This window comes from Pseudomonas sp. ADAK2 TE3594 (assembly GCF_053628675.1).
In genome coordinates, this window is record NZ_JBRJGV010000001.1 from 4,221,733 (window position 1) to 4,245,038 (window position 23,306).

Genomic DNA, 23,306 nt, shown 5'->3' on the forward strand with positions numbered 1-23,306 from the left:
CCCATACCCCGCACTCATGAACAAAAACCGCCGATTATAGCGAGCCCCCCGCGAAGACGCTCGGGTATACTTCGCCATCCTTTACAAAAGCACTGGAACCGACTTTCGATGCCGACCCCCACCGCTGCGCTCGACCTGTTATTGCTGCCGACCTGGCTGGTACCCGTCGAACCGGCTGGCGTGGTCCTTAAAGAGCATGCCTTGGGCATCCGCGACGGTCGTATCGTATTTATCGGCCCGCGCGCAGCAGCCTTGAAGTTTAACGCAACCGAAGTCCGCGAATTGCCGGACATTCTGCTCAGCCCCGGCCTGATCAATGCTCACGGGCATGCGGCAATGACGCTGTTCCGCGGCCTGGCCGACGATCTGCCGCTGATGACCTGGCTGGAAAAGCACATTTGGCCCGCTGAAGCCAAATGGGTAGACGAGGCGTTCGTACGCGACGGCACCGACCTGGCCATCGCCGAGCAGATCAAAGGCGGCATCACCTGTTTCTCCGACATGTATTTCTTCCCGAAGGTTGCCAGCGAACGCGTACATAACAGCGGCATTCGCGCCCAGATCGCCATTCCGATCCTCGATTTCCCGATTCCAGGCGCCGCCACGGCGGATGAAGCCATTCGTCAGGGCGTTGAATTATTTGGCGATCTCAAGCATCACGAGCGGATCAAAATCACTTTTGGGCCCCATGCACCCTACACCGTGGGCAACGAAACCCTGGAAAAAATCCGGGTGATCGCCGAAGAACTGGACGCCTCGATTCATATGCACGTCCATGAAACCGCTTTCGAAGTGCAGCAGTCGGTCGAGCAGTGCGGCGAACGCCCGCTGGCCCGCCTTGGCCGCCTGGGCCTGCTCGGGCCGCGCCTCCAGGCCGTTCACATGACCCAGATCAGCGATGAAGACCTGATGCTGCTGGTAGAAAGTAACACCAATGTGATTCATTGCCCGGAGTCGAACCTGAAGCTGGCCAGCGGTTTCTGCCCGGTCGAGCGCTTGTGGCAAGCCGGGGTCAATGTGGCGATCGGCACCGATGGCGCGGCCAGCAATAATGACCTCGACCTGCTCGGCGAAACCCGCACCGCTGCGCTGCTGGCCAAGGCCGTCGCTGGCTCCGCCACCGCGCTGGACGCCCATCGTGCCCTGCGCATGGCCACGCTCAATGGCGCTCGCGCGCTGGGAATCGAAGCTGAAACGGGTTCGCTGGAAGTCGGCAAAGCGGCGGACATCGTCGCGTTCGACCTGTCGGGCCTGGCACAGCAACCGATCTACGACCCGGTTTCGCAACTGATCTATGCCACTGGCCGCGACTGCGTGAAACACCTTTGGGTCGCCGGCAAGCAACTGCTCGACGACCGTCGCTTGACCCGCCTGGATGAAGCACAGCTGTGCGCCACCGCCAACGCCTGGGGCAGGCGCATCAGCGGCCACACCGAATCGTAAGTACCGAATTGTAAGCACCCTGGACCGAAACCGGGGCAACAGGATTTTTCAAGTTTTAGAGGACTGACACCATGAGCAACGTCGACTACGCCGAAATCGCCAAATTCGAAGCCCTGGCCCATCGCTGGTGGGATCGCGAAAGCGAGTTCAAACCGCTGCACGACATCAACCCGCTGCGGGTCAACTGGATCGACGAGCGCGTCAATCTGGTCGGCAAGAAAGTCCTCGACGTCGGTTGCGGCGGCGGCATCCTCAGCGAAGCCATGGCTCAACGCGGCGCGACCGTGACGGGCATCGACATGGGTGAAGCGCCGCTGGCCGTCGCTCAATTGCATCAGCTGGAATCCGGCGTGAGCGTCGAGTATCGGCAGATCACCGCCGAAGCCCTGGCCGAAGAAATGCCCGAGCAGTTCGACGTGGTGACTTGCCTGGAAATGCTTGAACACGTGCCGGATCCGTCGTCGGTCATCCGCGCCTGCTTCAAAATGGTCAAACCGGGCGGCCAGGTGTTCTTCTCCACCATCAACCGCAACCCGAAGGCGTATCTGTTCGCCATCGTCGGCGCCGAATACATCATGAAGTTGCTGCCGCGCGGCACCCACGACTTCAAGAAATTCATTCGCCCCTCGGAGCTTGGCGCCTGGAGCCGCATGGCCGGCCTGACCGTCAAGGACATCATCGGCCTGACCTATAACCCGCTGACCAAGCACTACAAGCTGGCCGCCGATGTCGACGTCAACTACATGATCCAGACCCTGCGCGAGGAGTAAGCCGATGCGTATCAGAGCAGTTCTTTTCGACATGGACGGCACCCTGCTCGACACCGCGCCGGATTTCATCGCCATCTGCCAGGCGATGCGCGCTGATCGTGGTTTGCCGCCAATCAACACTCAACACATTCGCGATGAAATTTCCGGCGGCGCCAAGGCGATGGTCGCTGCGAACTTTTCCATGGACCCGGAATCGCCGGGGTTCGAGGAACTGCGTCAGGAATTCCTCGACCGCTACCTCAAGGGCTGCGCGGTCCACAGCCATCTGTTCGACGGCATGGCCGAAGTGCTGGAGAAAATCGAAAAGGCCAACCTGATCTGGGGCGTTGTCACCAACAAACCGGTACGTTTCGCCGAGCCGATCATGCAGCAGCTGGGCCTGGCCGAACGTTCGAAAGTGCTGATTTGCCCCGACCATGTGAAGAACAGCAAACCGGACCCGGAGCCGTTGATCCTGGCGTGCAAGATGCTCGACCTGGACCCGGCCAGCGTGCTGTTTGTGGGCGATGATCTGCGGGACATCGAATCCGGCCGCGATGCGGGCACCAAAACCTGCGCGGTGACCTACGGTTATATTCACCCGGACGATAACCCGAAGCACTGGGGCGCAGACGTGGTGATCGATCATCCGCTGGCGTTGCTCGAGGTGTTGGACAACGCTTTGTGCAGTTGCTGATTCAAATCAAAAGATCGCAGCCTGCGGCAGCTCCTACAGGAGACCGCGATCGGCGTAGGAGCTGCCGAAGGCTGCGATCTTTTTCGGCCCTGTTAACGGATTATGTTGAGGTTTTTTATGTTTGATTATTCCGCCCGCCCTGAATTGCTCAAGGACCGGGTCATCCTGGTCACCGGCGCTGGCCGTGGCATTGGCGCTGCCGCTGCAAAAACCTACGCCGCCCACGGCGCCACCGTGCTGTTGCTGGGCAAGACCGAAGCCAACCTGACTCAGGTCTACGACGAAATCGAAGCCGCCGGGCATCCACAACCCGCCGTGATTCCGTTCAATCTGGAAACCGCACTGCCTCATCAATACGATGAACTCGCAGCCATGATCGAGACCGAGTTCGGCCACCTTGACGGCTTGCTGCACAACGCCTCGATCATCGGTCCCCGGACACCGATCGAGCAGTTGTCCGGCGAGAATTTCATGCGCGTCATGCACGTCAACGTCAACGCCATGTTCATGCTTACCAGCACCCTGCTGCCACTGCTCAAGTTGTCTCAGGACGCCTCGGTGGTGTTCACCTCCAGCAGCGTCGGTCGCAAGGGTCGTGCGTATTGGGGCGCTTACGGCGTTTCCAAGTTCGCTACCGAAGGCCTGATGCAAACCCTGGCCGACGAAGTAGACACGGTGGCACCGGTGCGTTCCAACAGCATCAACCCCGGAGCTACCCGCACCAGCATGCGCGCTCAGGCCTACCCCGGTGAAAACCCGCTGAACAACCCGACACCCGAGGAGATTATGCCGGTCTACCTTTACCTGATGGGTCCGGACAGTACCGGCATCAATGGTCAGGCATTTAACGCTCAGTAATGCCCGTGCGTCGCTTTTCTGCCGCGACGGCTTCCCGCCGCGGCACTCAAACCCGGTGGCAACCACCCCTGCTTCAAGTCAAATAAATGTCATCACCCTCCACGACTCCTCTCCCATCTCCTTCCAGTATTTTGATTTTTAAAGCTTTTTATTCGACTGAACCGAATGGCACGACTTTCGCTCTAATTTTGCTCAGACACGCCGTGTGAAAGCAGAAGAGGCGGAGCTTGAGCCGATAGGTTACTAATCTTCGGCAAAGCGGACTAAACTCGTGCCAAATGTCCTACGGGACTGATGGACCAGTATGACGCGCAGCCCAAAGCCGCTCTCACCCAGCCTGTAAGACAGCCTTACTGCTTAGGGGCTCATGCCATATGAAATCACCTTCCCAGACCAACGCAATTGACTTCGACAGTGCCAAATTGCAACGCCTGGGCTTTGGTCAGCAGCCTCCCCTCCTGGAGCGGCCCATCAGTCTTGCGCAGTTGCGCCAAGCGCTGGGCCTGCAACTGCAAACCAGTCTTGAGCCGCAACGCATTCTCGGACTTTTCTTCCGTGAAATTCAGCGCCTTGTGCCGCTGGATGCCTTGAGTTACGAACATCAGCCCAGCGACTTGCGCCTGCAATTCGGCGCGCGGGGTCATCATTCAATCAGCTACAGCCTCAGCCATGAAGGCGAGCAATTGGGTGAGCTGGTGTTCCGCCGCAATCAGCGTTTCAGTGAACAGGAACAGGGCAACCTGGAGTCACTGTTGTCGACCCTGCTCTTCCCCATGCGAAACGCTCTCCTCTACCGAGCGGCGACTCAAAGTGCATTGCGTGATCCGCTGACCGATACCGGCAACCGCATCGCTATGGATCAGACGCTGGAACGGGAAATCGAAATGTCGCGGCGACACTCCCAGCCCCTGTCGCTGTTGATGCTGGACATCGATCACTTCAAACAGATCAACGACACCTACGGGCACAGCGCCGGCGACGAAGTGCTGAAGGCCGTCGCAGCCTCGATCAAAAACCAATTGCGCAACGTCGATATGGTGTTCCGGTTTGGTGGCGAAGAATTCCTGATTCTGCTTTCCAACACCAGTCGGGAAGCTGCAGCCATGATCGGTGAACGACTGCGGTTTGCGGCGCAGGCTCAGGACTATGAGGCCGAGGGCAAGATGATCGAACTGACGGTCAGCATCGGTTGCTCGACGCTGCTGCCCGGCGAATCTGCCGAGGGTCTGTTGCGACGGGCCGACAGTGCGTTGTATGTGGCCAAGCGCGAGGGGCGTAACCGGCTGGCGATGGCAGGCTGATATTTCAGCACCGCTGCATAACCAATGTGGGAGCGGGCCCGTGGCGAGGGGGCTCGTCGGAACGCCGCACCGCCCCGTTGGGCTGCGAAGCAGCCCCCAAATCTCTGATGTATCAAAGATCTTGTGAGTGCTACGCACTCAGACGGGGGCGAGCCCCCTCGCCACAGGTTCGCTCCCACATTTGGTTTGTATTGCTCAGTGGATCAGCTTTCGGCCAACGCCATCCGCTCACGGGCTACCGGGGTTTTCACTGCCAGTTCCAACTGCATGCAACGTTCCAGGAACAGATACATGTAGTCGTAACTTTTGCAGACAGCTTGGCGCAATTCCACTTGCAGTGCTTTGCTCGGGTTCATGCCTGCCAGGGTGCAGATGATTTCCAGCGCTTCCCATGGATGGGCATCGTCATACTGGGCGTGCATCTTCAACCACTTCATGGCCCGCTTGCGATCTTCCTCGGGGAACGCTGCCGCGTAGACGCCACTGGAACAGACCAGCGCCGACCACTCCCCGGTCGCACCCTCGATGGCGTAGTTGGTGGCGGCGATGGCCACGATCAGCGAGTCCGACGAACTGGTGTGCCAGCACCAGTGGCTCAAGGCGTGAAGCTCAGGGGCCACCTGTTGGGCTTGCAGATCTTCCAGGCTGATACCGTGAGCACGGCTCCAATGCACCCAGTAATCGGCATGGTTCAATTCGACGCGAATGTTGCGCATCAGCCAGCGACGCGCCATGTCTTCGCCAGGGTGGCGCGCAAAACGGGTCTTGGTCAGGTTCTGTGCCATGTATAAAGCGAACTGTTCGACCACCGGCCAGCCACCAATAAGGTACTGGCGCATGGTTTTTGCACTGAGTTTGTTATCTCGCATGCGTTGATACAGTTCGTGTCCGACAACCCGGCGCTTGCTCTCGCTGCAATCCTGGATCAGTTGCTGAGCCCAGGCGGGATAACTTGCAGCTTCCATGAGTGGTCCGGTTCTGTTGAATGTGTCGATCACTGTCGCGCTCCTTTTGATTGTGATTTTCAGATCAACAAAAGTTTCAACGGAACGTGCCCGGCGCCTTGAACAACAAAGGTCGGGGCCGGGCAGGACGACTTTGCAAACTATCCCAGGTAAACAGATGCGGGCGTTCAATCACATACCCTTGAGCGTAATCCACCCCGATCTCCAGCAATGCCTGCTCGATCTGAGGTGTTTCAACGAACTCGGCAATCGTGCGCTTACCCATGACATGACCGATGTGATTGATCACTTCGACCATGGCGCGGTTAATCGGGTCGTCCAGCATATCCTTTACGAAACTCCCGTCGATCTTCAGGAAGTCTACAGGTAAATGTTTCAAGTAAGCGAATGAGGACATGCCAGCGCAAAAGTCATCTAGCGAAAAATGACAACCTAAACCTTTGAGTTCATTGATAAATCTAATCGCGCTGCCCAGATTTGCAATCGCACTGGTTTCTGTAATTTCAAAACAAATCATTTCAGGTGGAATTGAATATGCAACAAACTGTTCACGAAGGAAGTCCAGAAACGCCTCATCTCCGATAGTAATACCTGACAGATTTATCGCACACATGGCCAACGGCCCTGCGCGCTCTTCAGCGATGCATTGGGCAATGACCTTGAAAACATTTTCCACCACCCAACGGTCAATCGACGTCATCAAACCGTAACGCTCGGCGGCCGGAATGAAACTGTCCGGCAGAATCATGCGCCCCGCTTCGTCATGCAGGCGCAGCAGGATTTCGATATGCCCGCGGCCTTGCTCGTCAGAGCCAAGGGGCGCGATTTCCTGGGCGTACAGACAGAAGCGGTCTTCTTCCAACGCTACGTGCAGGCGCTGCACCCAGGCCATCTCGCCAAAACGCAGGGACAGCTCCGAGTCATCAACGTGATAGACCTGAACCCGGTTGCGGCCCTTTTCCTTGGCCATATAACAAGCCATGTCAGCGGCCCGCAGCGAAGCTTCGAGGGTGGCCGGGCTCTGGGCCACATGCACCAGACCGATACTCACGGTGGTCACGAACGGCCGGCCTTTCCAGACAAAATGCAGGTTCTGCACGGTCTGGCGCAGGCCCTCGGCGATTTTCTCGGCCGCTTCCGGCGCGCAGTTTTCCAACAGTATGCCGAACTCGTCGCCACCCAATCGGGCCAGGGTGTCGCCTTCGCGCAAACCTGATTGCAACAACGCGCATATATGCCGCAACAGCTCGTCGCCCGCCGCATGACCGCAGGTGTCGTTGACCAGTTTGAATTGATCCAGATCGAGAAACATCAAGGCGTGACGCCCCGCTTGGCGCATCAGGTTATGCAGGGCCTGTTCGAGGCGATATTCGAATTCGCGGCGGTTGGCCAGCCCGGTCAGGGCGTCATGGGTCGCCTGCCACGACAGATTGGCGATGTACTGTCGCTCCTGGGTCATGTCATGCAGCACCAGCACGGTGCCACTGACCTTGCCCGTATTACGGATTGGCGCGCCGACCAGCGTGACCGAAACTGTGCTGCCATCCAGGCGCTGGATCAGTTTGGAATGCTCGCTGCCACCGCTGAGCTGACCGCTCAAAATGTGCTCGATCAAGGTAAAACCGTCGGCCTGAGCGTTCTCGTCCAGAAGATTGAACAGCGCCGCCAATGGCAACCCCGCCGCCTGTTCGGCCTTCCAGTGAGTCAAGGCCTCGGCGGCCGGATTCATATAGGCAATCGCACCCTCGACATCCGTGGTGATCACCCCATCGCCAATCGATTGCAGAGTGATCTGCGCCCGGTCTTTCTCCAACTGCAAGGCATCGGCGAAGGCATGGCGCTGCTTGAGCAGTTTATGAGTGCGCAGCAGGGCCAACACAATCAAACCCAGCGCGGTGGCGAGGTTCGTCATCAACAGCAGCCGGAGAATCACCCGCGAGCCTTCGCCCAAGGCGTCGCTGAACGCTTTGGCGGCAGGCGTCACGCCATCGTTGATGGCAAAAATCTGATCTTTCCAGCGTTTGACGTCGGCATCGGTGACCTGGCTATCGGCAATGCGCTGATGCATCTCCCGTGCGACGTCATCGAGTCGCACCAGGTACGCGTCACCGACCGTCCAGAGGCCGATGGCTTTTTCAAGGTAACTGAAGTGGCGGAAATTGAGGTACAGCCAAATCAGGCTGGAGACGTCGTCAGGGTGGTTGCCGCCCTTGAGGATCGCGATCCGCGCCGCCTCGATATTCGGAGGCTGATGATCCAGTGCCAGACGCAATTCATGGCCACCCTGAGGCACCGCAATCGCGTTCTGGTATTTGAGAAAAATCGTTTCGTCGCGACTGTCGGCGTAGAGATTGAGGTAATAGATGGCGTCTTTCTGGCCCTTGGACCACAGGCTTTCACCACCAACGTAGCCGCGTACCGCCGAAAGAACGTAAAGACTGACACTTCCCAACACTGCCTGAAATAACACGACGGCGATAAAAGGCCAGACGATGCCCAACAACCGAGGGGTTGCGAGAGTCCTTTTTGGCTTCATGAGGTCCCTTGTCTTAACACTGCTCGATCGTCGTCCGGACGAAAACGCTACCGCTAGACTAGGATGGGTTCTCACTCTAGGCAAGCCGGGGAAGCTCATGCTCAACAGCAGCACAGTCCCGGCGATTCAGGGCTGGCTCGTCTTCATGTGCCAATCCTTGCCGGGGAAAATGCCCTGAACGTCTTGTGGCATTAATCTAGTGCTGCTGTAAATGCCCATAAAGCTTGGCGTACAAACCACCATCGGCAATCAGCTGCTGATGGTCGCCATCCTCGGCAACCTGACCACCGTCGAACACCAGCACTCGGTCAGCCTGCTTCACGGCCGACAACCGGTGCGCAATGATCAGCGTGGTGCGGTGACTCAAGAACCGCGCCAGTGCCTGGTGCAGGTTGTATTCGGTGGCCGCGTCCAGGGCGGACGTGGCCTCGTCGAGGATTACCACTTTGGGTTCGGCCAACACCATCCGCGCAATCGCCAGGCGTTGACGCTGCCCGCCGGATAAACGCACACCGGAGCGCCCGACAATACTATCCAGGCCATTGGGCAATTCACGCACCGTGTTGTGCAGTTGAGCAATTTCCAATGCCTGCCAGCAGGCTTCATCGCTGCGTTCGCGGCCCATGGTCAGGTTGGCGCGCACGGTGTCGTTGAACAGTGCCGGATGCTGCAAGACCACGGCGACATTTTCACGCACGGTTTCCAGGCCGATCTCTTCCTGCGTCGAACCACCGAAACGGATGGTGCCGGCCAAGGGCGTATACAAGCCAAGCAGCAACTGCACCAGGGTGCTTTTGCCTCCCCCGCTGGCGCCGACAATCGCGACTTTTTCACCGGGGGCAATCGACAGGTTCATTTGATTCAGCACCAACTCGTCGCCGTAGCCGAAACTCAGCCCCTGAACTTCGATGCCTACCGTGTCACGCCCTTGAAACGGGTCGACACTACCGGTGTACTGCGGCTCATCAGCGCGGGCCAGCAACTCGTTGATCCGCGACAGCGCACCGCCGGCGGCGTAAAAGGCGTATTGCAGGTTGAGCAGTTGTTCCACCGGACCGATCATGAACCACAGGTAGCTGAACACGGCCAGCATCTGGCCGATGGACAGGTCGGAAAACAGCACGGTGAGCATGGCCGCGGCGCGAAAAATATCGATGCCGAACTGGAACAGCAAGCCGCTGGCACGGTTCGACGCATCGGTTTTCCACTGCGAGTTCACTGCGTAATCGCGAACTTCACGCGCTCGCTGGCCAAGCCGTCCGAGGAAAAAGCCCTGACGATTACCGGCGCGCACTTCCTGGATGGCATCCAGGGTTTCGGTCAAGGCCTGGGTGAAGCGTGAGGTGCTGTCGTTCTCGAGTTTCTTCAGGTGTTTGACCCGCTTGCCCAACTGCACCGTGGCATAGATCACCAGCGGGTTGAACAGCAGGATCAGCAGCGCGAGTTTCCAGTGCATCCACATCAGGATGGAAGCGGTGCCCACCAGCGTCAGCATGGCTACGAGGAAACGACTGAGGGTTTCGCCGACGAATTTGTCCAGCGTGTCCAGGTCGGTGACCAGGTGCGTAGTCACCGTGCCGCTGCCCAGGCTTTCGTATTCCCCCAGCGAGATGCGCTTGAGTCGCTCGATCAGCCGCACCCGAATCCGATACACGATGTCCTTGGCCAACGCCGCAAACAATTTCGCCTGCACAACGTTGAACAACAACGCTGCACAGCGTAGTACGAGCGTCACCAGCAGCATCAGGCCAATGTAACCCGCAGCTTTCTGCCAGACGTCGGGCAGCGCGTGGTTCATGATTTTCAGCGCAGCGTCACCGTGGCCCAGCAGTACTTCGTCGACCAGCAACGGCAACAGCAAGGGGATCGGCACGCTGCACAGCGTTGCCAATACCGCGACGCCGTTGGCGATCCACAGGGATTTTTTATGGTGAAGGGCCAAGCGACGAATTTCCGCCCAGCTCAGACGGTCGACACGCGAAGGGGCTGGAACGTCGTCGGGCAGATCATGCACAGGCAGCGCGCTCCAGCCAGCGGCCGAGCAACGGTGACAACACACTCAGAGGCTGATACCCATTGGTCAGCAACGCCAATTGACCATCACGCTCTGCCAGCAAGGTCGGGAAACCGGCAATGCCCAGGTCCTGGACCCAGGTGAAATCGGCAGCGGTGGCGGCGTGCTGATCAGCACGGTCGAAGGCGGCGGCGAACTCGATGCGCGGCAAACCTGCCTGTTCTGCCAGCTCCACCAACACACTGGCGTGGGTGACGTCGCGACCTTCGGCGTAGAACGCATGCTGGATCAGCCCGAGCAGTGTCCACGCGCAATCCGGTGCCAGGCTGCGCGCCGTCACCAGCGCCCGACACGCCGGCTCGGTGTCGTAGACAAACCCGTCGGGCAGCGCGCCTTCAAACTTGAACGGTTGGCCTGTAGCCTCGGCGACTGCCTGCCAGTGCTCAAGGATGTAGCGCCGGGTGGTCGGTTCCAGCGCCGCACCACTGCCGGTGCGCAAACCGCCGACTACCAGATGCACGTCCACCCCCGCTGCCTGCGCCTGCTCGACCAACGCTTTGGCCACCGGCGCAAAACCCCAGCACCAGGAACACATCGGGTCCATCACATAGAGCAGGCGACGCGCAGACATGGTTCAAGCCTCGGAAGGAGTTTGCTTGTAGTTGTAACCGATCGGGTGCGGCATGTTGCGTGCCTTGGCCAGTTCGATCTGCTTCTGCCGGTCGATGGCACTGCGACGGGTTTTCTCGCTCAGCTTATCCCAGCAATGCGGGCAACTGATGCCGGCCACATAATGCTCGGATGCACGGTCTTCCACGCTGACGGGCGTACGACAGGCATGACATTGATCGTAGTCGCCTTCGCTGAGGTCGTGACGAACGGTCACGCGGTTATCGAACACGAAGCAGTCGCCCTGCCATTTGGTTTCTTCCTGCGGCACCTCTTCGAGGTACTTCAGGATGCCGCCCTTGAGGTGATAGACCTCATCGAAACCCTGGTTGAGCATGTAGCTCGAAGCCTTTTCGCAGCGAATACCACCGGTGCAGAACATCGCGACTTTCTTGTGCACGGCCGGGTCGAAATTGGCTTTGATGTAGTCGGGGAATTCGCGAAAACTGGTGGTCTTCGGATCGATGGCGCCTTCGAAGGTGCCGATCGAGACTTCATAGTCGTTACGGGTGTCGATCAGCAGTACTTCCGGATCGCTGATCAGCGCGTTCCAGTTCTGTGGATCCACATAGGTGCCGACTTTTTTGTTCGGGTCTACGCCTTCGACGCCGAGGGTGACGATTTCTTTCTTGAGTTTGACTTTGGTGCGATAGAACGGCTGCTCGTCGCAGTACGACTCTTTGTGGTCGATGTCGTCCATGCGTGGGTCGTTCTTGAGCCAGGCCATCAGCCCGTCAATGCCTTCGCGGCTGCCGGACACGGTGCCGTTGATGCCTTCTTCGGCGATCAGCAGCGTGCCTTTGATGCCGTTGTCGACCATCGCTTGCAGCAGCGGCTCGCGCAGGGCGACGTAATCTTCCAGGGTGACGAACTTATACAGTGCCGCCACGACAATCTGTTGTGTCATGGGTAATTCTCCAGGTGGCTACCCTCGTAAGGGGTGAACCGGATGCGAAAAAAAACGCGCCGGGTGAGGGCGCGTTGCGGATTCTAGCAAAAATAAACCCTCCTGTAGGAGCATGGCTTGCCAACGATAGCGATCTTGAATACGCCTTCGCGGGCAAGCCTCGCTCCTACAGGTAACAGGACATCAATGTTTGCTACCGCCAGCACAGGTCGGCGAGGCCGGGGCCGCGTCGATCTGTGCCCATTCTTGCGGCGTGTAGGTATGCAGCGCCAACGCATGGAACTCGCCCATCAGTTCGCCCAACGTGCCGTACACCTTCTGGTGGCGTTTGACGCGATTGAGGCCCTCGAACTGCTGGCTGACCACCACCGCCTTGAAGTGGGTCTGCAACCCACGGCTGTGCATGTGGCTTTCATCCAGCACTTGCAGGTGCTCGGGCTGTAGCAGCCCGAGCGTCGATTCGATGCGTTGTTGCATGGTCATCCCGAACTCCGCTTAAGGCTTTTTCTTGGCAGGAGCGGCGGCGCCTTTAGGCTCCAGCTCGGCCGTCATGTCAGCCAGCAGTTTGTTGACCACAGGCACCGCGCTTTCCAGCTTGGCTTGAGTCATCTGGGCCGATTGTTGAGTCAGCTGCGGCATTTTTTCCAGGACTTTCTTGCCCAGTGGCGACTGGTAGAACGCAACCAGCTCCTTGAGCTCGGATTCGCTGAAATTGGTAGTGTAGAGCTTGACCATGTCCGGCTTCAGCTTGTTCCAGCCAATGGCTTGATCCAGAGCGGCGTTGGCCTTGGCCTGGTAAGTTTCCAGAACGGCTTTTTTCGATTCAGGGGCTTTGGTCTGTTCAAAGCGCTGAGCGAACATTTGCTGCACTTGCATGTACACCGGAGTGCCCAATTTGTCAGCGTGCGCCAGGGTCAGGAAAGCTTCGGCACTGGCGTTGTGGCTGGCGGTATCGGCAAAAACCTGGCCGCTGGCGCAAACCAGTGCAACCGCGGTACAGATGGCACGAAGACGAGTCATCGAGTTTCCTTTTCTAGCAGGCGAGGCAAAACCTCAAGGGCGTCCATTCTGCACCTAAAAAAGTGTGTCACTCAACCCCAAGCCTTGTCGCGCCTGATTTAGAGGGGTTGAACGGTCAAATTCCAGACTGATGGAACCACGACCGGCGATCACGGCCTAAACTGCGCTATCAGACCTACAGGAGTGTGCATGATGAGCCGTATCGAAACCGACAGCCTGGGCCAGGTGGAAGTCCCGGACGACGCTTACTGGGGCGCTCAGACGCAACGCTCGCTGATCAACTTCGCCATTGGCAACGAGCGCATGCCGCTGGCGGTGCTGCACGCCCTGGCCCTGATCAAGAAAGCCGCGGCGCGCGTCAACGATCGCAATGGCGACCTGCCCGCCGACATCGCCCGGCTGATCGAACAGGCTGCCGACGAAGTACTCGACGGCGACCATGACGATCAGTTCCCGCTGGTGGTCTGGCAGACCGGCAGCGGCACCCAGAGCAACATGAACGTCAACGAAGTGATCGCCGGTCGCGCCAACGAACTGGCCGGCAACCCGCGCGGCGGCAAGGCCCCGGTACACCCCAACGATCACGTCAACCGTTCCCAGAGTTCCAACGATTGCTTCCCCACGGCCATGCACATCGCGACGGCTCAGGCGGTGCAGCAGCATTTGCTGCCGGCGATCAGCGAGTTGTCTGGCGGGTTGGCGGAGCTGTCCGCACGGCACATGAAGCTGGTCAAGACCGGTCGTACCCATATGATGGACGCCACGCCGATTACCTTCGGCCAGGAACTCTCGGCATTCATCGCGCAACTGGATTACGCCGAGCGGGCGATCCGCAGCGCGCTGCCGGCCGTCTGTGAACTGGCTCAGGGCGGCACTGCGGTCGGCACCGGATTGAACTCGCCCCACGGTTTTGGCGAAGCGATCGCTGCTGAACTGGCCGCCCTCTCCGGCCTGCCGTTCGTTACGGCCCCCAATAAATTTGCCGCTCTAGCCGGCCACGAGCCGTTGGTCACCCTCTCCGGCGCACTGAAAACCCTTGCCGTGACCCTGATGAAAATCGCCAATGACTTGCGTCTGCTGGGCTCCGGACCGCGAGCAGGGTTTGCCGAAGTGAAACTGCCGGCCAATGAGCCCGGTAGCTCGATCATGCCCGGCAAGGTCAACCCGACTCAGTGCGAAGCCCTGTCGATGCTGGCCTGTCAGGTATTGGGCAATGACGTTGCCATCGGTTTTGCCGCCAGTCAGGGCCACCTGCAATTGAACGTGTTCAAACCGGTGATCATCCACAACCTGCTGCAATCGATCCGCTTGCTGGGCGATGGTTGCAGTAACTTCCAGCAGCATTGCATCGCCGGGCTGGAACCGGATGCGCAGAAAATGGCCGAGCATCTGGAACAAGGTTTGATGCTGGTGACGGCGCTGAACCCGCATATCGGCTACGACAAATCGGCGGAGATTGCCAAGAAGGCTTACAGCGAGGGACTGACCTTGCGTGAGGCGGCGTTGCAGCTGGGGTATCTGACGGATGAAGAGTTTGATACGTGGGTGAGGCCGGAGGATATGTTGGAGGCAGGTGCCAAGGGCTGAGTACTCTAGCGACCGACAGTCAGTCATCGCGGGCAAGCCACGCTCCCACAGGTTTCGGGTCGTTCACAGGTATTGTGATCGACACAAAACCTGTGGGAGCGTGGCTTGCCCGCGATGAACGATAACACGGTCTAACTGGCCGCCATCCGCACCCGCCGGGCCCTGAGCCCCGCCATCAACGATGGCCCCAACGCCACCAGCGCCGACCCGAGCACCACCAACACCGCTCCGCCGTAACCCAGGCCGTTGATCTGCTCGGCATGCACATACTCCGGCCATAACCACGCGGCCACGGCCACGGCGGCAAAGGTCACCAACGGCGTGATCGCCAGCGTTGCGCTGACCCGCGAGGCTTCCCAATGGGCCAGGGCTTCGGCGAAGGCGCCATAAGCGATCAGGGTGTTCAAACAACACGCCAGCAGCAGCCAGCCTTGCAGCGGACTCAATTGCAGCGCCTCCAGCGGATGCACCCATGGGGTCAGCAACAGCGCGCAAAACAGGTAAATCACCATCATCACCTGCAACGAATTCCACACCGTGAGCAACTGCTTCTGGCCCAAGGCATAGAAGGTCCAGACCGTGGACGCCAACAGCACCATCAACACACCCGCGGTGTAATCGGTCAGGGAAGTCAGCAGTTCACTCAAACGCTGATTGAAGAACAGTGCAAAGCCGATCAGCAGCACCAACAGGCCAATCCCCTGCCCCACGCTGAAACGCTCCTTGAACACGAACAGACTGGCGATCAGCAACATGATCGGGCCCATTTGCACCACCAGCTGCGCGGTGCCGGGGCTGAGCAGGTTCAGGCCCATCAGGTACAGCACGTAGTTGCCGACCAGTCCGAGTACCGCCATCAACACCAGCCAGCCACCGCGCGGGCCGAGGACTTTGCGACTCGGCAGGCGTTTGGTCGCTGCCAGATAAATGAACAGGCAACCGCCGGACACCAGCAAGCGAAACCAGGTCACCGTCACCGGGTCCATCACCAGCAGCACTTGCTTGAGCTTGATCGGCAGGATTCCCCACAGCAACGCGGTCAGCAAGGCCAGGCACAAACCATAAACCCAGCGACCCGATGAAATATGCATGCTGACCCCGAAGCCGATTGGCGATAACGGTCATTCTAGGCTCAGACCGGGGCGCGACACAGGGACAGTTGCCGATGGGCCGCGAATGAAACTGTGCAGGTCGCATTATAAAGTTGACGATATGCCGTCGATCAGCTGGCCAGGCGCGGCAAGTGGTTCATGCATAAGCTCATTGAAACCGTCATCCGCAGGAGATCGCCCATGTACGGCATGCGCACCCAAGACAACGCCCCCGCCACCCACTTTCGTTGTGACCGGTTGTGTCGTGTGAATGGAGAGCTGTATTTCACCACGCGGGAACAGACGCTGGAGGGGCCGTTTGAAAACCCGGAGGTCGCGGCGCGGGAGATTCAGGCGTATATCGAGCGGATGCAGTTCTTGTGCACGAGCCGGTAAACCGCGGCGCCTACATCGCGAGCAGGCTCGCTCCCACAGTGGATCTATGGTGAACACACTATTGGTGAACACCAGTGATCAATGTGGGAGCGAGCCTGCTCGCGATAGCGGTCAATCAGGCAACACGAATTTGCAGATTTAACGCACCGCCTCAAACAACCCCGTAGCCCCCATCCCGCCCCCCACGCACATGGTGACGATGCCGTAACGCAGGTTACGCCGTTGCAACTCACGCACGATGTGCCCGACCTGACGCGAACCGGTCATGCCGAACGGATGGCCGATGGCAATCGAACCGCCGTTGACGTTGTACTTGTCGTTATCGATTTCCAGCCGATTGCGGCTGTACAGGCATTGCGAGGCGAACGCTTCGTTGAGCTCCCACAGATCAATGTCGGCAACCTGCAATCCCTTGGCCTTGAGCAACTTCGGCACCGAAAACACCGGGCCGATGCCCATTTCGTCTGGCTGACACCCGGCCACGGCAAAACCGCGGAAGAAGGCTTTGGGCTTGAGCCCCAGCGCCAGGGCTTTTTCCAGGCTCATCACCAGGGTCATCGAAGCGCCGTCGGACAGTTGCGACGAGTTGCCGGCGGTCACCGAGCCGTCCTCGGCAAACACCGGTTTCAACCCGGCCAGGCTTTGCAGGGTGGTGTCAGGGCGGTTGCAGTCGTCGTGATCGACGATGCCGTCGAGGATCTGCACCTGACCAGTGTTCTTGTCTTCAACGCGATACTTCACCGCCATCGGCACGATTTCATCGTTGAACAACCCGGCGGCCTGCGCCAGGGCGGTACGTTGCTGGCTTTGCAGGGCGTACAGATCCTGCTCTTCGCGGCTAACGCTGTAACGACGCGCGACGATTTCGGCGGTCTGGCCCATGGGGAAATAGATGCCCGGTACCTGCTCTTTCAGCAGCGGGTTGATCAGGTTGTCGGTGTTGACGCTTTTCATGGTCAGGCTGATCGACTCGACGCCACCGGCGACGATGATGTCGCTGCAACCCGAAGCGATCTGATTGGCGGCAATGGCGATGGCCTGCAAGCCCGATGAACAGAAGCGGTTAAGGGTCATGCCACCCGTGCCGATGCCCAAGTGCGAAAGCACCGCGACGTTACGGCCGATATTGAAGCCCTGGGCACCTTCATTGGAGCCGGCGCCGACGATGCAATCCTCGACACTGGCCGGGTCGACGTCATTGCGCGTGAGCAGCGCATTGACACAGTGGGCCGCCATGTCGTCCGGGCGGGTCATGTTGAACTTGCCGCGAAAGGATTTGGCCAGGCCGGTCCGCACGCTGTCGACGATCACCACTTCACGCATGGCATACACCTCATTGTTGTTGTCAGTCAGGAGTTGGACCGAGCATAAGTCCACCCTATGACTGACCGCGACAATCATTCACCCCGCGTATGCGTAGCCATCGGTTCAGCGCTTGCGCAGTTTCTTCTCGCGTTTGTCGGACTTTTCGAACGCCTCTTCCAGCGCCTGGTTAATGGTGCGCAGGACCTTGACCCGCGCCCAGCGCTTGTCATTGGCTTCCACCAAGGTCCACGGTGATATCTCGGTGCTGGTGCGATCGACCATATCGCCGACGGCGGCACGGTAATCGTCCCACTTGTCGCGATTGCGCCAGTCGTCTTCAGTAATCTTGAAGCGTTTGAAGGGGATCTCTTCACGCTCCTGGAAGCGTTCCAGTTGGGTCTGTTTGTCGATGGCCAGCCAGAACTTGACCACGATCACCCCGGCATCGGCGATCTGCTCTTCGAAGTCGTTGATCTCGCCATAAGCGCGCATCCAGTCCGCCTTGCTGCAAAAGCCTTCGATGCGCTCCACCAGCACCCGGCCATACCAGGAACGGTCGAACACGGTGAATTTGCCCCGGGCCGGGATATGCCGCCAGAACCGCCAGAGATACGGCTGGGCCCGTTCTTCCTCGGTAGGCGCGGCGATCGGCACGATGTCGTACTGGCGTGGGTCGAGCGCTGCGGCCACCCGACGAATTGCCCCGCCCTTGCCTGCCGCGTCGTTGCCTTCGAACACCGCGATCAACGCGTGACGACGCATGCGCTTGTCGCGCATCAGCCCGGAAAACCGTGCCTGCTCGGTAATCAGCTGTTCTTCGTAATCGTCCTTATCCAGCTGCTGAGTCAGGTCCAGGCTGTCGAGCAGATTCACTTGATCGACGCTGGGAAACAATGGCGCGGCGCTGACTTTGTCCGGGTGAATCCTGGGTCTCTTCAGAGCGCTTTGCAGGCCCTCGAGCAAGATCTTGCCGACTGCCAGGCTTCGATAGTGCGCGTCCACGCCGGCGATCACATGCCACGGCGCATAGTCGCGACTGGTGCGGCGCAGCACCCGTTCGCCGTACTTCACAAATTTGTCGTAGGTCGCGGATTGCTGCCAGTCCAGCGGGCTGATTCGCCAACTGTGCAGCGGGTCATCGGCCAACGCCTTGAGCCGCGCTTTCATTTGTTTTTTGGAGAGGTGAAACCAGAACTTGAAGATCAGCGCGCCTTCATCGCACAGCATCTTCTCCAGCCGCTCGGCCCCATTGATGCTTTGATCGAGTCGCGGATCCTTGAACAAACCATGAACCCGTCCCTGCAGCATCTGGCTGTACCAGTTACCAAAGAAAATCCCCATGCGGCCTTTGGCCGGGAACATCCGCCAGTAGCGCCAGGCGGGCGGGCGCGCCAGTTCTTCATCGGTCTGCTGGTCGAACGTGCGGACCTCGATCGAACGCGGGTCCATCCATTCGTTGAGCAACTTGACCGTCTCGCCCTTGCCGGCCCCTTCAATGCCGTTGATCAAAATGATCACTGGAAAACGGTGTTGCTGCCGAAGTTCGAACTGCGCTTCGAGCAAAGCTTCACGCAGGGCCGGCACTTCGGCGTCATAGGTTTCTTTGTCGATGGTATGACCGATTTCGGCGGATTCGAACATGGAGCGGCTCCTTCCAGGATTGAGCAAGACTAGCGGATTGGGCAGGTAGTCATCAGAAAAATTCCCAGGGGAAGGGGGCCGCACAACCTGTAGGAGCGAGGCTTGCCCGCGAAGAACGATGACGCGTAATACTTGAAAAACCGCGGTGAATTCTTCGCGGGCAAGCCTCGCTCCTACAGGATTTTGGATCAAGCACCACAACGGCGATCAGCTAGAATGGCCACCTTGTCGTTGCCGAGCCTGCCATGAAACCTGTATTGCCCCACGCCCAGCTCGACTGGGACGACCAAGGTCGCCCGCGTTCGCGGGTGTTCGATGATGTGTATTTTTCCGACCTGTCGGGCCTTGAAGAAACCCGTTACGTGTTTCTACAGCAAAACGATCTGCACGATCGTTTCGCCGCCTTGCCGGCGGGTGGGCGACTGGTGATTGGCGAGACCGGGTTCGGTACCGGGCTGAATTTTCTCTGTGCCTGGCAGTTGTTCGAACAGCACGCGGTGGCCGGTGCGCGACTGCATTTTGTCAGCGTCGAAAAGTACCCGCTGAGCGCGCCCGATCTGCAACGGGCCCTGGCGTTATGGCCGCAGCTCAAGCCATTCGCCGATCAATTGCTGGCGCAATACGTAGCGATCCATCAGGGCTTTCAGCGCCTGGTGCTGGACAACGGTCGCGTCACCCTGACCCTGCTGATCGGTGATGCACTTGAGCAATTGCCGCAACTGGATGCGCAGATCGACGCCTGGTTTCTCGACGGTTTCGCTCCGACGAAAAACCCCGACATGTGGACCGCCGAATTGTTTGCCGAACTGGCGCGCCTGGCAGCACCCGGCTCGACCATCAGCACCTTTACCAGCACCGGCTGGGTGCGCCGTTTGCTGAACGCGGCGGGTTTCAAGATGAAGCGCACGCCGGGCATTGGCCATAAATGGGAAATTCTGCGGGGCACGTTCCTCGGTTGGCCCGAAGAGGCCGCTAAACCAGCCTCGGCAAAACCATGGTTCGCTCGTCCACAGCCGCAGACCGGCGAACGCCACGCCCTGGTGATCGGCGCCGGGCTGGCCGGTTGCGCCAGTGCCGCCAGCCTGGCCGCGCGGGGTTGGCAAGTGAGTTTGCTGGACCGCCACGAAGCACTGGCGCAGGAAGCCTCGGGCAACCCTCAGGGCGTGCTGTACCTCAAGCTTTCGGCCCATGGCACGGCGTTGTCGCGATTGATCGTCAGCGGTTTTGGTTACACCCGCCGTCTGCTGGAACAGCTGCAGCGTGGCGTCGACTGGGACGATTGCGGCGTCTTGCAACTGGCCTTCAATGCCAAGGAAGCCGAGCGTCAGGCGCAATTGGCCGCGGCCTTTTCACCGAGCCTGGTGCACCTGCTCGATCAACCCCAGGCCCAGACCCGAGCCGGCATCGAATTGGCGCACGGCGGCTTGTTCTACCCTGAAGGCGGCTGGGTTCATCCGCCTGCGTTGTGCCTGTGGCAGGCGTCTTCCAAAAACATCCAGTGGCTGCCCCATCGCGAGGTGCTGGAACTGCGCAAGGTCGATGATCAGTGGCAGGCCTGGGACGGCGATGCACTGCTGGCCAGCGCGCCGGTGGTGATTCTGGCCGGCGCTGCCGAGATCAAGCGGTTTCCTCAAAGCGCCGACCTGCCCCTCAAACGTATTCGCGGCCAGATTACCCGACTGGCGCAAACCCCTGAAAGCCAGAGCCTGGCGACCGTGGTCTGCGCCGAAGGCTATGTGGCGCCCGCACGCCTGGGCGAACACACACTCGGCGCCAGCTTCGATTTCAAAAGCGATGAGCTGACCCCGACCGTCGCCGAACACCTCGGCAATCTGGCGTTGCTCGAGGAAATCTCCACTGACCTGGTCGCCCGTCTGCATGTTCCAGACCTGGACCCGCAGCAACTGGAAGGGCGCGCGGCATTCCGCTGTACCAGCCCCGACTATCTGCCGATCGTCGGACCGTTGGCCGACCAGGCGGCCTTCGCCGAAGCCTATGCCGCGCTGAGCAAAGATGCCCGGCAAGTGCCCGATATGCCATGCCCATGGCTCGAGGGGTTTTACGTCAACAGCGGTCACGGTTCTCGCGGTTTGATCACCGCGCCATTGTCTGGCGAGCTATTGGCCGCATGGCTTGAAAACGAGCCCCTGCCCTTGCCCAGAACCGTGGCCGAGGCCTGCCATCCCAATCGTTTTGCCTTACGCCAATTGATCCGCGGAAAAGCCTGACCCCTCGACATATAACTTATCGGTCTAAAACTCCAGGGATCCCGCTGGGTCAGTTTCCGGGTACCCGCCGTTTTTGGCGAGGTATCGATTGACCCTCCCCAACGGAAAAACCGGTAAGGACTTATGTGCGGATTAGCTGGAGAATTACGTTTCGACCATCAACCTGCGGACCTCGCAGCCATTGAACGAATCACCCATCACCTGGCCCCTCGCGGCCCTGATGCATGGGGTTTCCACAGCCAGGGGCCGATTGCCCTGGGCCACCGGCGCCTGAAAATCATGGACCTGTCGGACGGCTCGGCTCAGCCGATGATCGACAACCAACTGGGCCTGTCCCTGGCCTTCAACGGCGCGATCTACAACTTCCCGGAACTGCGCACCGAGCTGGAAAACCTCGGTTACGCCTTCTATTCCGGCGGCGACACGGAAGTGCTGCTCAAGGGTTATCACGCCTGGGGCGAAGCCCTGTTGCCCAAACTCAACGGCATGTTCGCCTTCGCCATTTGGGAGCGCGATGCCAAGCGCCTGTTCATCGCCCGCGACCGTCTCGGCGTGAAGCCGTTGTATCTCTCGCGCACCGGGCAACGCCTGCGCTTTGCCTCGGCCCTGCCAGCACTGCTCAAGGGTGGCGACATCAACCCGATTCTCGATCCGGTGGCACTCAATCATTATCTGAACTTCCATGCGGTGGTCCCGGCTCCGCGCACCTTGCTGGCGGGCATCGAGAAACTGCCCCCGGCGAGCTGGATGCGCATCGAAGCGGACGGCACCACCGAGCAGAAAACCTGGTGGACCCTGCCCTACGGCCCAAATGCCGACGAACTGAATCTGACCCTCGAAGATTGGCGCGACCGCGTGCTCGACAGCACCCGTGATGCAGTGGCGATCCGTCAACGGGCGGCGGTGGATGTCGGCGTGCTGCTTTCCGGCGGCGTCGATTCGAGTCTGTTGGTAGGCCTGTTGCGTGAAGTCGGGGTCGAAGACTTGTCGACCTTTTCCATCGGCTTCCAGGATGCCGGCGGCGAGCGTGGTGACGAGTTCCAGTATTCGGACCTGATCGCCAAGCACTACGGCACCCACCATCACCAATTGCGCATCGACGAAAAAGAGATCATCGAGCAACTGCCCGCGGCGTTCCGCGCCATGAGCGAACCGATGGTCAGCCATGACTGCATCGCGTTCTATCTGCTATCTCGCGAAGTGGCCAAGCACTGCAAGGTGGTGCAAAGCGGCCAGGGCGCGGACGAGTTGTTCGCCGGTTATCACTGGTATCCGCAGGTGGACGGTGCGAGCGATCCGTACGCGGCGTATCGCGATGCGTTTTTCGACCGCAGCTACGCCGACTACGCCGCCACGGTGCAGCCGAAATGGCTGACGGCCAACGACGCGGCCGGCGACTTCGTGAAGGAACATTTCGCCCAGCCCGGTGCCGACGCAGCCGTAGACAAAGCCCTGCGTCTGGACAGCACCGTGATGCTGGTGGATGACCCGGTCAAACGGGTCGACAACATGACCATGGCCTGGGGGCTGGAAGCGCGTACGCCGTTTCTCGACTATCGCCTGGTGGAATTGTCGGCGCGGGTGCCGGGCAAATTCAAATTGCCGGATGGCGGCAAGCAAGTCTTGAAAGAAGCCGCACGGCTGGTCATTCCGAGTGAAGTGATCGACCGCAAAAAGGGTTACTTCCCGGTCCCCGGCCTCAAGCATTTGCAGGGCGACACGCTGAACTGGGTGCGTGAACTGCTGCTCGATCCGAGTGAGGATCGTGGCCTGTTCAACCCCGCCATGCTCGACCGCCTGCTGACCGATCCACAAGGTCAACTGACCCCGTTGCGCGGTTCCAAGCTGTGGCAATTGGCAGCCCTTAACCTGTGGCTCAGTGAACAAGGAATCTGATCG

Annotated in this window: 19 protein-coding genes; 9 read left to right on the forward strand and 10 right to left on the reverse strand. The window is 59.5% G+C overall.

The features are described from left to right. Positions 1-108 precede the first annotated feature (108 nt). From AB7M22_RS18670 to AB7M22_RS18690, 5 genes are all read left to right on the forward strand, one after another. Positions 109-1,443 (forward strand): TRZ/ATZ family hydrolase, encoded by a 1,335-nt coding sequence (locus AB7M22_RS18670; protein ID WP_454187393.1) that lies wholly within the window; start codon positions 109-111, stop codon positions 1,441-1,443. A 71-nt stretch (positions 1,444-1,514) separates the two neighbouring features. Further along, positions 1,515-2,213: a bifunctional 2-polyprenyl-6-hydroxyphenol methylase/3-demethylubiquinol 3-O-methyltransferase UbiG gene (gene ubiG / locus AB7M22_RS18675; RefSeq protein WP_454187394.1), complete on the forward strand. Its 699-nt coding sequence runs from the start codon at positions 1,515-1,517 to the stop codon at positions 2,211-2,213. A 4-nt stretch (positions 2,214-2,217) separates the two neighbouring features. Then, on the forward strand, positions 2,218-2,889 hold the full coding sequence (gene mupP, locus AB7M22_RS18680; RefSeq protein WP_253550442.1) for an N-acetylmuramic acid 6-phosphate phosphatase MupP: 672 nt from the start codon (positions 2,218-2,220) through the stop codon (positions 2,887-2,889). Between the two features lie 117 nt (positions 2,890-3,006). After that, complete coding sequence (locus tag AB7M22_RS18685) at positions 3,007-3,747, forward strand: YciK family oxidoreductase (RefSeq protein ID WP_007899713.1); 741 nt, start codon at positions 3,007-3,009, stop codon at positions 3,745-3,747. Between the two features lie 374 nt (positions 3,748-4,121). Next, positions 4,122-5,048 carry a GGDEF domain-containing protein gene (locus AB7M22_RS18690; protein ID WP_454187395.1) on the forward strand — a complete coding sequence of 309 codons (927 nt, stop codon included), beginning with the start codon at positions 4,122-4,124 and terminating at the stop codon, positions 5,046-5,048. A gap of 203 nt (positions 5,049-5,251) precedes the next feature. Here AB7M22_RS18690 and AB7M22_RS18695 read toward each other — a convergent pair whose 3' ends face one another. The 7 genes from AB7M22_RS18695 to AB7M22_RS18725 all read right to left on the reverse strand — a co-directional run bounded on the left by AB7M22_RS18695 (position 5,252) and on the right by AB7M22_RS18725 (position 13,159). Beyond that, positions 5,252-6,013: a TenA family transcriptional regulator gene (locus AB7M22_RS18695; protein WP_443200868.1), complete on the reverse strand. Its 762-nt coding sequence runs from the start codon at positions 6,011-6,013 to the stop codon at positions 5,252-5,254. 76 nt (positions 6,014-6,089) lie between these two features. Beyond that, complete coding sequence (locus AB7M22_RS18700) at positions 6,090-8,549, reverse strand: EAL domain-containing protein (protein ID WP_454187396.1); 2,460 nt, start codon at positions 8,547-8,549, stop codon at positions 6,090-6,092. A 196-nt stretch (positions 8,550-8,745) separates the two neighbouring features. Then, the gene (locus AB7M22_RS18705; RefSeq protein WP_454187397.1) at positions 8,746-10,563 is read right to left on the reverse strand and encodes an ABC transporter ATP-binding protein; all 1,818 of its coding nucleotides are present in this window, start codon (positions 10,561-10,563) and stop codon (positions 8,746-8,748) included. After that, the gene (locus tag AB7M22_RS18710; RefSeq protein WP_454188837.1) at positions 10,556-11,158 is read right to left on the reverse strand and encodes a DsbA family protein; all 603 of its coding nucleotides are present in this window, start codon (positions 11,156-11,158) and stop codon (positions 10,556-10,558) included. Before AB7M22_RS18710 ends, AB7M22_RS18705 begins: the two co-directional genes overlap by 8 nt. 39 nt (positions 11,159-11,197) lie before the next feature. Then, entirely contained in the window at positions 11,198-12,139 is a 942-nt protein-coding gene (gene trhO, locus AB7M22_RS18715) for an oxygen-dependent tRNA uridine(34) hydroxylase TrhO (RefSeq protein ID WP_008005914.1), read from the reverse strand. Positions 12,140-12,322: 183 nt separating this feature from the next. Then, entirely contained in the window at positions 12,323-12,622 is a 300-nt protein-coding gene (locus AB7M22_RS18720) for a BolA family protein (protein ID WP_008005913.1), read from the reverse strand. 12 nt (positions 12,623-12,634) lie between these two features. After that, the gene (locus AB7M22_RS18725; RefSeq protein ID WP_454187398.1) at positions 12,635-13,159 is read right to left on the reverse strand and encodes a DUF2059 domain-containing protein; all 525 of its coding nucleotides are present in this window, start codon (positions 13,157-13,159) and stop codon (positions 12,635-12,637) included. 192 nt (positions 13,160-13,351) lie between these two features. On the opposite strand from AB7M22_RS18725, the gene AB7M22_RS18730 reads away from it, so the two are divergent. Next, the gene (locus AB7M22_RS18730; protein WP_454187399.1) at positions 13,352-14,746 is read left to right on the forward strand and encodes a class II fumarate hydratase; all 1,395 of its coding nucleotides are present in this window, start codon (positions 13,352-13,354) and stop codon (positions 14,744-14,746) included. Between the two features lie 131 nt (positions 14,747-14,877). On the opposite strand, the gene AB7M22_RS18735 is transcribed toward AB7M22_RS18730, so the two are convergent. Then, a complete protein-coding gene (locus AB7M22_RS18735; RefSeq protein ID WP_123723129.1) occupies positions 14,878-15,837 on the reverse strand; it encodes a DMT family transporter in 960 nt (319 codons plus the stop codon). Between the two features lie 201 nt (positions 15,838-16,038). On the opposite strand from AB7M22_RS18735, the gene AB7M22_RS18740 reads away from it, so the two are divergent. After that, positions 16,039-16,233, forward strand: a complete 195-nt coding sequence (locus tag AB7M22_RS18740; protein WP_454187400.1) for a DUF6316 family protein — start codon at positions 16,039-16,041, stop codon at positions 16,231-16,233. 138 nt (positions 16,234-16,371) lie between these two features. Here the strand turns inward: AB7M22_RS18740 and AB7M22_RS18745 are convergent, their stop codons facing one another. Both AB7M22_RS18745 and pap read right to left on the reverse strand, forming a co-directional pair. Next, on the reverse strand, positions 16,372-17,556 hold the full coding sequence (locus AB7M22_RS18745) for a thiolase family protein (protein WP_454187401.1): 1,185 nt from the start codon (positions 17,554-17,556) through the stop codon (positions 16,372-16,374). Positions 17,557-17,661: 105 nt separating this feature from the next. Beyond that, positions 17,662-19,179, reverse strand: a complete 1,518-nt coding sequence (gene pap, locus AB7M22_RS18750) for a polyphosphate:AMP phosphotransferase (protein WP_454187402.1) — start codon at positions 19,177-19,179, stop codon at positions 17,662-17,664. 245 nt (positions 19,180-19,424) lie between these two features. Between pap and mnmC the strand changes: the two genes are divergently transcribed. Together mnmC and AB7M22_RS18760 are read left to right on the forward strand one after the other, a co-directional pair. Further along, complete coding sequence (mnmC, locus tag AB7M22_RS18755) at positions 19,425-21,407, forward strand: bifunctional tRNA (5-methylaminomethyl-2-thiouridine)(34)-methyltransferase MnmD/FAD-dependent 5-carboxymethylaminomethyl-2-thiouridine(34) oxidoreductase MnmC (protein ID WP_454187403.1); 1,983 nt, start codon at positions 19,425-19,427, stop codon at positions 21,405-21,407. Positions 21,408-21,530: 123 nt separating this feature from the next. Continuing rightward, the gene (locus tag AB7M22_RS18760) at positions 21,531-23,303 is read left to right on the forward strand and encodes an N-acetylglutaminylglutamine amidotransferase (RefSeq protein ID WP_454187404.1); all 1,773 of its coding nucleotides are present in this window, start codon (positions 21,531-21,533) and stop codon (positions 23,301-23,303) included. Positions 23,304-23,306 lie beyond the last annotated feature (3 nt).